Raw genomic sequence first — 9494 nt, 5'->3', positions numbered from 1 at the left:
CAGCCCGCACGGCGGTAAGATCGTTGCGCTCACGGTGAAAGAAGGCGATACCGTCTCGGAAGGCGACGTGATCGGCCAGATGGAAATCGCGGACGAAGGCGGTGATGCATCGGCTGAAGAAGAAGACGCGCCGCAAGCCGCTAGCCAAGCCAGCAGCGCGTCGGAAGAAGAGTCTGCCGTTGAAGAAGATAGCGGTAGCGGTGAGCCTGAGCGCAAAGAGATTCGCGTACCTGATCTGTCAGGTTCTTCTGACGTGCCGATTATCGAAATTGGTGTCGCGGCAGGGGATGAGGTCAACGAAGAAGACCCGCTGATCACCCTGGAGTCTGACAAGGCCTCTATGGACGTGCCTAGCCCTTACAAAGGCAAGCTCTTAGAGCTTACCGTGAAAGAGGGTGACACCGTTTCTGAAGGCGATGTGATTGGCTATATGGAAGTGGCTGGTGCCAAAAAGGCTGCCGCTAAGAAAGCGGCGCCGGAGAAAGCTCAGTCCTCTAGTGCTAATCAGTCAAGCACCAGTCAGTCAAGTACCAGTCAATCAAGTGCTAGGCCAGCAGCTTCACCAGAAGGAACGCCTAGCCCAGAAGCGCAGATGGCTGCCCATAAGCCTCGCGATGGTAAACTGGTGCACGCAGGCCCTGCGGTGCGCATGCTGGCTCGTGAGCTTGGCGTTGACCTTGGTCTTGTTAAGCCTAGTGGCCCGAAAGAGCGCGTGCTGAAAGAAGACGTCCATGCTTACGTGAAACAGGCGATTGCTAGCCAGGGTAAAGCGCAACCGGCTGCTGCTCCTGCAGCGAGTGGTGGTACGGGTATTCCTGCGATCCCAGAAGTCGACTTCAGTCAGTTTGGCGAAGTGGAAGAGAAGCCGATGGGCCGCCTGCTGAAAATGGGCGCGACCAATCTGCACCGCAGCTGGCTCAATGTACCTCACGTGACGCAGTTCGACGAGGCCGACATTACCGAGCTTGAAAGCTTCCGTAAAGCTATGAAAGCCGAGGCCGAAGCCCAAGGTGCCAAGCTGACACCGTTGCCGTTTATGGTCAAAGCCTGTGCCTTTGCACTACGTAAATTTCCCCAGTTTAACGTTAGCCTCAAAGGCGACGGCGAAACGCTGGTATGGAAAAACTACGTGCATATTGGGATTGCCGTGGATACGCCGGACGGTTTGATGGTGCCGGTGGTGCGTAACGCTGATAAGAAATCCTTGATCGAGATAGCCAAGGAGATGGCGGAGCTAGGCAAGAAAGCGCAAACCAAGAAGCTTAAGCGTGATGAGATGACCGGTGGCTGCTTCACCATTTCGAGCCTTGGCTCAATTGGTGGAACCGCGTTCACGCCGATCGTTAATGCGCCGGAAGTGGCGATCTTGGGGGTGTCGAAAGCGCAGATGAAACCGGTATGGGATGGCAGTACCTTCCAGCCGCGTCTGATGATGCCGTTGTCGCTCTCCTACGATCACCGCGCAATTAACGGTGCGGATGCCGCCCGCTTTACGGCCTTCCTGGCCGATGTGCTGACGGATATTCGCCGGTTACTACTGTAATCGTCTCACAGTAAGCCACAAGCGGCGCCCACTAGGGCGCCGCTTGTGTTTAAAACGGTTCGATAGGTCAGCGAAGCAGGGGTGACCAAAGTACAAGGAGTTGCCAGTTCACTGTTTTTGCTTAAGAAAATGTTAAAAAAATGCATTATCAGGCTTTTGGGGAGTTGTGTCGTCCGAACGGCACGGTTATTGTCAGTCCATTGTTCAACATTACTTATATCTAACGACTAACATTCAAGGAGCAGTGCCATGCGTTTAATCCTGTTGGGTGCCCCCGGCGCGGGGAAGGGAACTCAGGCTCAGTTTATCTGTGAGCAATTTAAGATCCCGCAAATTTCCACCGGGGATATGCTGCGCACAGCCATTAAGGATGGCACTGAACTAGGGCTCAAAGTAAAAGAGATAATGAACAGCGGCGGTTTGGTGTCTGACGATGTCATTATCGATCTTGTTAAAGAGCGCATCAGCCAGCCTGACTGTGAAAACGGTTTCTTGTTCGATGGTTTCCCGCGCACTATTCCGCAGGCTGATGCGATGAAAGAAGCTGGCGTTAAGCTGGATCACGTGCTGGAAATTGCCGTACCAGACGAAGAAATTGTTAGTCGTCTGGCAGGTCGCCGTGTACATCCAGCGTCTGGGCGTGTTTATCATGTCGACCACAATCCACCCAAAGAGATGGGTAAGGATGATGTCACAGGTGAAGCACTGATTCAGCGTGAAGACGATCAAGAGTCCACCGTGCGTAACCGCTTATCGGTTTATCACGACCAAACCGCTCCTCTGGTTGACTATTACCAGCAATGGGCGAAAGAAGACCCTGAGGCTGCGCCGCAGTATCATCGCGTAGAAGGTGTGGGCAGTGTGGCTGACATTACTCGGCAAGTAAAAGAAGCGCTTTGCTAAGTAACGGTTGCTAGTGATTTGTACGATGGCCCGCAGGTTTCCTGCGGGCCATCGTCGTTGGAGCTGTGTAAAGGTATAATGGCCGACTATTTTAGGGAGTGCAGAACCGATGTCATCGTTATACCTTCTCGCACTGGATGCATCTTCTAGTGCCTGCTCAGCGGCTTTGTTGCGTCAACAGGGTAATCAGCGTGACTGTTTGGCGCGTTTTGAGATGACACCGCGAGCTCATACTCGGCGTTTGATGCCGATGGTGGATGACATACTTGCTGAAGCCAATATATCGGCCCAGCAGTTAGATGCTGTCGCGTTTGGGCGTGGGCCCGGTTCATTTACTGGCTTGCGTATTGCTGCGGGTGCAGCGCAAGGCTTGGCGTTTGGGTTGGATTGTCCATTGCTGGGTATCTCTACCTTAGAAGCACTCGCTCTGCAGGCCCACCGCCGCTACCATTTTCGCCATGTAGTCACCGCGTTAGATGCCCGAATGGGAGAAGTTTATGCGGCTACTTGGCACTGCCTTAACGACACCCTTAGCTTAAAAAGCGATGAGATTGTCATCGCGCCGACAAATTTTTGCTTACCTGCCAGCGAAACCGACTGGGTAGGTGTGGGGTCAGGTTTTACACTGTGGGATGAGTTTACGTTAAGCACGCAAACGGCGATGTCTCAGCACCTCACTGATCTTGAACCTCGGGCGGAAGAGATGGCATGGTTGGCCATTCGCGATTTAGAAGCGGGTTTGGGCCAATCGGCCCATGAGGTACAGCCGGTTTATTTGCGCAATGACGTTGCCTGGAAAAAGTCAACATGAGTCAGGTGGTGAATCCCTCCTCGCTTGCGTTGCCGACGGGGTTAGCGCTTAGCTATGTGAATGGCCAGTTGGCCCTGTCAGGGGATGATCGCCAATACGGAAATCCCCTAAGCGTCGATTTCGCCGCTGGTAAAGCGGCTCATCGGCGTCAGTTTGGTGGCGGGCGCGGGCAGCTAGTGGCAAAAGCCTGTGGGCTGGCTAAAGGTATTACCCCTTGTGTTGTGGATGCCACTGCGGGGTTAGGGCGTGATAGCTTTGTGTTAGCCAGCTTGGGCGCTCAGGTGTTATTGATTGAGCGCGTCGCAGCGATTGCCGCGTTGCTTCAAGATGGCCTCGCCCGTGCCGCAAAAACAGACGCGACAGCAGAGATTGCATCGCGTATGACGCTTCGCCATGGCGATGCAGCCGAGCAGCTTGCTGCTATTGTAGCAAGCGCAGCTTTTGCTCCTGACGTTATTCATCTTGATCCGATGTTTCCACACCGTGAAAAATCGGCATTAGTCAAAAAAGAGATGCGTTTGTTTCGAGAGCTGGCGGGGGATGATGCTGATGCTCCGCGCTTATTAGAAGCCGCGCTGGATGTAGCGACACATCGCGTGGTGGTTAAACGACCTCGTAAAGCGCCTCCGATTGCTGGGCCTGCACCACAGCATACGCTAGAAGGTAAAACGAGCCGTTACGATTTGTACGTACATCGTTCGTTGATTCGCCGCTAAGCCGTTTCATCAAGAGAGGGAGTCTCTATGCAGCACGTGTGGCGAGAAGGCAACCGTATTGCCCTGCTGCCAGAAGCGACTCGGTTTTTGCCTGCTATGTTTGAAGCTGTTAACCAGGCGCAGCACTATGTGCTGGTAGAACTCTATTTGATGGAGTCAGGTAAACTAGCGAGCCAAGTAAGTGATGCGCTGATTAACGCTGCCGAGCGCGGCGTGGAGGTGTATTTATTGCTCGACGGCTATGGCTCAATGGGGTTGGAGCATCATGACCGTAAACGCCTAGAGCAAGCAGGTGTCGTGTTAAGGTTCTTCAATCCTATCGGTTTTCACTCGTTAGCTCGCAACTTAAGTCGTGACCACCGCAAAATTGTTGTCGTTGATGGGGAGATTGCTTTTACTGGCGGGTTTGGCGCGGTAGATGAGTTTTTGGAAGCATGGTATGAAATTGCGCTGCGTATTGAAGGCCCGGTAGTGGCCGATTGGGAAAGGCTTTTTCGCCGTTTATGGCATTCCCGGCTAACCCGGCGAGCAGGTGATAGGCAGTGTCGCGCGCTGCCAAAACAGCGGACAGCAGAGCATTATGCTGATGGTATATGCGGCCGTGTGATGTCAGCGCAAGGGTATCGTTATCAAGCAATTCGCCACTCGCTTTATGCCCAGGTAAATAAGGCAAACCAGCGGCTCTGGTTGTGTACGCCTTATTTTGTCCCGACCTTCACGCTACGCCGACGCCTTATTCGGGCGGCACGCCGTGGCATTGATGTTCGTTTGTTGTTGCCAGGGAGTAAGCATGACCACCCAGGAGTGCGTTATGCAGGGCAGCGCTTTTACCAAGTAATGTTAAAAGCAGGCGTACGAATTTTTGAGTTTCAACCTACGTTTATTCATGCCAAGTGTGTGCTAGCAGATAATTGGGTCAGCATTGGGTCCTGTAACTTCGATCACTGGAACCTGCATTGGAACCTTGAAGCTAACCAAGAAATAGACAGCTCAGCCTTTGCCTGCGAGGTTCAGGCGCTATTTGAGCGTAACTTCGCCGCTAGCCAAGAAGTCGATGCCACTGCCTGGGCCGCACGGCCCTGGGGGCAGCGGGCCCGAGAGTGGGTTTATGGTGTTATAGATGGGATTGTCACCCGCCTTAAATAAAGACCGCTCATTTACGCTTTTTATTTTTGGCTGGCGTTTTCTTGCGTGGCTTGGGTTTTGGTGTTTCAGGAGGCACGCGGTAGTGTAGATAAAGGTCCAGTACTAATTCTGGCAGTTGAGCGGCAAAGGTTTCCTGGCTGGCTTGATCTTGGGCCATTTCTGCCATTTCGGGCTCATCATCGAATAACCCTGAGAGCGACATAAAGGGCAGCAGCAGAGTGGCTGCGGCCTCTTCGTCTTCCTCAAACCAAGCGCTTTCATCACTAAAGACACCTTCCATAAAGCCCGCACACCAGTCTCCGATCGGTGTTTCCTCTGCGGGAATGCCGTCTAGCGTTAGCTCGAAGGGTAGTTCTGGTAGGCCACCTTGTTCAAGCACTGCAACTGCGTTATCACGCAGCAGTGTTAGTAATTGGGTAATCTCGTCTCGTTCGGCATCGTCACGGTAGCTGGGCTCTCCCTGAAATAGCTCATTTAGCCATTGCTGGGAGGGTAATTCGCTAGGGGCGACTGCCAGTGCCACTAAAAAGCCATGGGCAGAGATAAGATCCAATGCATCTTCGCCCACTTGCTCTGAATCGAGAAAGTCGTCCAATCTATCAAGCTGCTCATCGTCAAGCAGCGGCTGAGGCGGGGTAGTAGTGGGCGACGTTGCTGCGGGCACATTATTGCGCTCTGCCATAGGGGGCCTCATCATAAAAATCGACTTTGAGAAAACGATGTTAATCGGCAACAATCGTTGGCGACATCATTATGAGCTAGTTTATCACTAATGAAGACGCTACCACTGCCCCCTTGGCCTGCTGAAAAACTCGCGATGCTATCGTCAGAAGCGCTCAAGCACGCTGTGCGAGAAAGGGCTGATGAAGCCTTAAAACGCTGTCAAGAAGTCTATCCTACGTTGCCTGCACCAATGCTGTGGTTCGACCTAACAGGTGCCTCGGCAGGGCAGGCGCATTTGGGGCGTGGAGGACTACGTTTTAATCTTGTTTTGCTGAGTAATAATCGGCAAGCCTTTTTTGACGAGGTGATTCCTCATGAAATGGCACATTGGCTGGTTTTTCATTTAGCAAATGGTGCGCGATTTAAACCCCATGGACGTGAATGGCAAGTTGTCATGCGCGATCTGTTTGGTCTTACCCCTAAGGTGACCCATCATTTTGACATTAAGGAAGCACAGTCGCGCCCTTATTATTATCAATGCGGTTGTCAAACACATCGTTTTACCGCTAGGCGTCACGCTTTAGTAGCAAAGGGGAGCCGCTATCGCTGCCGCCATTGTGATCAGACCTTGGTCTACAGCTCTTTTGAAAAAGCATGAAAGTGATTTAAGCTATTGTTTTTAATTTAAAAAATGTTAATACCAATGTCTAAAGGGAAGCTGGCCTTGGGAGGTTTATGCTAGATAAATATTTAACGTATCGGTGCGACTAATAATAATACCGACTACATTTCCAGAAAGTGCATTTTCACGGACAGAGGCAATTTCATGAGCGAGCATAATAACGTCTATCCAGTGCGCGATAATATCGCTGCCAGTGCATGGGCTGATAAAGATAAATATGCGGCAATGTATCAACAGTCCATGAACGATCCAGAGAGTTTCTGGGCCGAACAGGCAAAGCGGCTTGATTGGATCAAGACGCCAACCAAGATTAAAAATACCTCATTCTCACGAGACAACGTTGATATCCGTTGGTTTGAAGATGGTGAGCTTAACGTCAGCGCCAACTGTTTAGATCGTCACTTGGAAAAGCGTGGCGACCAAACGGCGATTATTTGGGAAGGCGATAATCCCAACGATTCAAAAAATATCACTTACCGTGAGCTTTACGAGCGCACGAACCAGCTGGCCAACGGGCTGAAATCGCTGGGTATTAAGAAAGGCGATACAGTCACGTTGTACATGCCAATGATTCCTGAGGCAGCCATGGCCATGTTGGCCTGCGCTCGCATTGGAGCCGTTCACTCCGTGGTGTTTGGTGGTTTTTCGCCGGACGCAGTGGCTCAGCGCGTCATTGGTGCTGATTCTAAATTGGTGATTACTGCCGATGAGTCGGTGCGTGGTGGCAAACACGTTCCTCTTAAAGAGAACGTCGACTCAGCGTTAACCCGTGATGGCACGGATGTGTGCAAAAACGTATTGGTGGTGAAGCGCACCGGTGGTGATATTGAGTGGCAGGATGGGCGTGACATCTGGTTTGACGAGCTAGTGGATAAGCAGTCTACCGAGTGTGCTGCCGAAACCATGAATGCTGAAGACCCGCTGTTTATTCTGTATACCTCCGGCTCTACGGGCGCGCCGAAAGGTCTGAAGCATACTACCGGTGGCTACCTGACCTACGCTGCGATGACCCATCAATATATCTTCGACTATCAAGAAGGCGAGGTATACTGGTGCACAGCGGACGTAGGCTGGGTGACAGGTCACAGCTACATCGTGTATGGACCGCTTGCCAATGGCGCTACCACGTTAATGTTTGAAGGTGTGCCAAGCTATCCTACCCATGGACGCATGGGCGAAATTGTTGATAAGCATCAGGTTAATATTCTTTATACTGCACCTACTGCTGTCCGTGCGCTTATGGCGCATGGCGACAACGTCATGGATTCTAGCAAGCGCGAATCGCTACGCTTGTTAGGATCTGTGGGCGAACCTATCAACCCAGAAGCTTGGGAGTGGTTCTATCGCGTCATCGGCAATGAGAAATGTCCGATTGTGGATACGTGGTGGCAAACAGAAACAGGCGGCATTATGATCGCGCCCCTGCCTGGCGCTACTGATCTGAAGCCTGGCTCTGCTACCACGCCCTTCTTTGGTGTGAACCCTGCACTGGTAGACAACGAGGGCCATCTGCTAGAAGGTGAAGCAGAAGGCAACTTAGTGATCCTTGATTCCTGGCCGGGGCAAGCACGCTCCATTTGGGGAGACCACGAACGCTTTGTACAAACGTACTTCTCTACCTACGACGGTATGTACTTCACAGGAGATGGTTGCCGCCGTGATGAGGATGGCTATTACTGGATTACAGGCCGTGTAGACGACGTACTTAACGTTTCTGGACACCGTATGGGTACTGCTGAAATCGAGTCGTCTTTAGTCGCTCATTCAGCAGTGGCAGAAGCCGCTGTTGTTGGCTTCCCGCACGATATTAAGGGTCAGGGTATCTATATCTATGTCACGCTAAACGATGGTATTGACCCTACCGATGAACTTAAGAAAGAGTTAACCCAGTGGGTGCGTAAAGATATTGGTCCAATCGCATCGCCAGATGTGATCCAGTGGGCGCCAGGCCTTCCTAAGACGCGTTCAGGTAAGATTATGCGCCGCATTCTACGCAAGATTGCTGCGAATGAGTGCGACGGCTTGGGGGATACCAGTACACTAGCTGACCCATCGGTGGTTGATGAACTCATTGAGCATCGTGCCAACCAGTGATGTTTTACTCCCCCTGCCTTGTTGGGGGAGTGCTTTTTAATGACGGATGTCAACTGGTTGCTATGTTAATTAGGGCAAACTAGTTCAGTCTGTTACAGTGCCGGCTATCAAGCCGGCACTGTTATTTTGGTTCTAATGACGTATCGATGACAAATTATGCATGTGATGCTTGGGAATGACGAAGCCCATGGGGTACCATGCTTCAACCGTATGAGCCTAGCGTCGCGGCGGCAAACAACCCCGCTGCTCGAGGAACCGGAGGAATATCCATGGCAGTAGCCCATAAGTTTATCGTCGCTGACGACCATCCGCTGTTTCGTGCAGCGCTTACCCAGGCGTTGCGCCAATTAGCTCCCCAGGCTGAGATTGTCGAAGCCGATACTATGGAAGCCACCACTGAGGTCGTCAATCGGCACCCGGATGCTGATTTGATTTTATTGGACTTACACATGCCTGGCGCGCATGGCTTCTCGGGATTGATTCAACTGCGAGGTCAGATGCCAGATATTCCGGTAGCGGTTGTGTCAGGCAGTGATGAGCCCTATGTCGTACGACGCGCAATCGATTATGGCGCATCAGGCTTTATTCCTAAATCATCATCGCTACAGCTAATTGCTGAAGCGGTGGGAGAGATTATGGAAGGGGAAGTTTGGCTGCCAGAAGCATTGGCAAATGTATTAGATGAAACCAGCGAAGAAGAGTCACGTTTTGCAGAGGCAATTGCCTCGCTGACACCTCAGCAGTTTCGGGTGCTCAATATGCTGACCGAAGGGCTGCTCAATAAGCAGATCGCTTATGAGCTTAGCGTCTCAGAAGCGACGATTAAAGCGCACGTAACGGCTATTCTGCGCAAGCTAGGTGTTCATTCGCGCACTCAGGCGGTTATTGCTGCTCAAAAGCTGGAAGTAGAGCCGCCGAAAGTTTCTTCTTAATAGC

Annotated in this window: 9 protein-coding genes; 8 read left to right on the top strand and 1 reads right to left on the bottom strand. The window is 51.9% G+C overall.

What is annotated here, in order from left to right:
* The 5 genes from aceF to CR46_RS0114345 all read left to right on the top strand — a co-directional run.
* Positions 1-1543, top strand: a 1543-nt coding sequence (gene aceF / locus CR46_RS17845; RefSeq protein WP_030074056.1) for a dihydrolipoyllysine-residue acetyltransferase, incomplete at its 5' end; no start/stop codon positions are given.
* Between the two features lie 249 nt (positions 1544-1792).
* Positions 1793-2446, top strand: a complete 654-nt coding sequence (gene adk / locus CR46_RS0114360) for an adenylate kinase (protein ID WP_030074054.1) — start codon at positions 1793-1795, stop codon at positions 2444-2446.
* 109 nt (positions 2447-2555) lie between these two features.
* Positions 2556-3257, top strand: coding sequence for a tRNA (adenosine(37)-N6)-threonylcarbamoyltransferase complex dimerization subunit type 1 TsaB (gene tsaB / locus CR46_RS0114355; RefSeq protein ID WP_030074052.1), 702 nt, complete (start codon positions 2556-2558; stop codon positions 3255-3257).
* Positions 3254-3973, top strand: coding sequence for a class I SAM-dependent methyltransferase (locus tag CR46_RS0114350; protein WP_030074051.1), 720 nt, complete (start codon positions 3254-3256; stop codon positions 3971-3973). The genes tsaB and CR46_RS0114350 overlap by 4 nt, the downstream gene beginning before the upstream one ends.
* 27 nt (positions 3974-4000) lie before the next feature.
* Entirely contained in the window at positions 4001-5119 is a 1119-nt protein-coding gene (locus tag CR46_RS0114345) for a phospholipase D-like domain-containing protein (RefSeq protein WP_030074049.1), read from the top strand.
* Positions 5120-5126: 7 nt separating this feature from the next.
* Here CR46_RS0114345 and CR46_RS0114340 read toward each other — a convergent pair whose 3' ends face one another.
* Complete coding sequence (locus tag CR46_RS0114340) at positions 5127-5801, bottom strand: YecA/YgfB family protein (protein ID WP_030074047.1); 675 nt, start codon at positions 5799-5801, stop codon at positions 5127-5129.
* A gap of 90 nt (positions 5802-5891) precedes the next feature.
* On the opposite strand from CR46_RS0114340, the gene CR46_RS0114335 reads away from it, so the two are divergent.
* From CR46_RS0114335 to CR46_RS0114325, 3 genes are all read left to right on the top strand, one after another.
* Positions 5892-6440, top strand: a complete 549-nt coding sequence (locus CR46_RS0114335) for a SprT family zinc-dependent metalloprotease (RefSeq protein WP_030074046.1) — start codon at positions 5892-5894, stop codon at positions 6438-6440.
* A gap of 168 nt (positions 6441-6608) precedes the next feature.
* Positions 6609-8558: an acetate--CoA ligase gene (acs, locus tag CR46_RS0114330; RefSeq protein WP_030074044.1), complete on the top strand. Its 1950-nt coding sequence runs from the start codon at positions 6609-6611 to the stop codon at positions 8556-8558.
* 269 nt (positions 8559-8827) lie between these two features.
* Positions 8828-9490, top strand: coding sequence for a response regulator (locus CR46_RS0114325; RefSeq protein WP_030074043.1), 663 nt, complete (start codon positions 8828-8830; stop codon positions 9488-9490).
* The last annotated feature ends 4 nt before the right edge of the window (positions 9491-9494 follow it).

Origin of the sequence: Vreelandella neptunia, assembly GCF_000712975.1 — a bacterium.
In the GTDB taxonomy this organism is placed as follows: Bacteria; Pseudomonadota; Gammaproteobacteria; order Pseudomonadales; family Halomonadaceae; genus Vreelandella; species Vreelandella qaidamensis.
The sequence above is the reverse complement of the archived record's forward strand: the minus strand, read 5'-3'. Positions and strand labels throughout refer to the sequence as shown.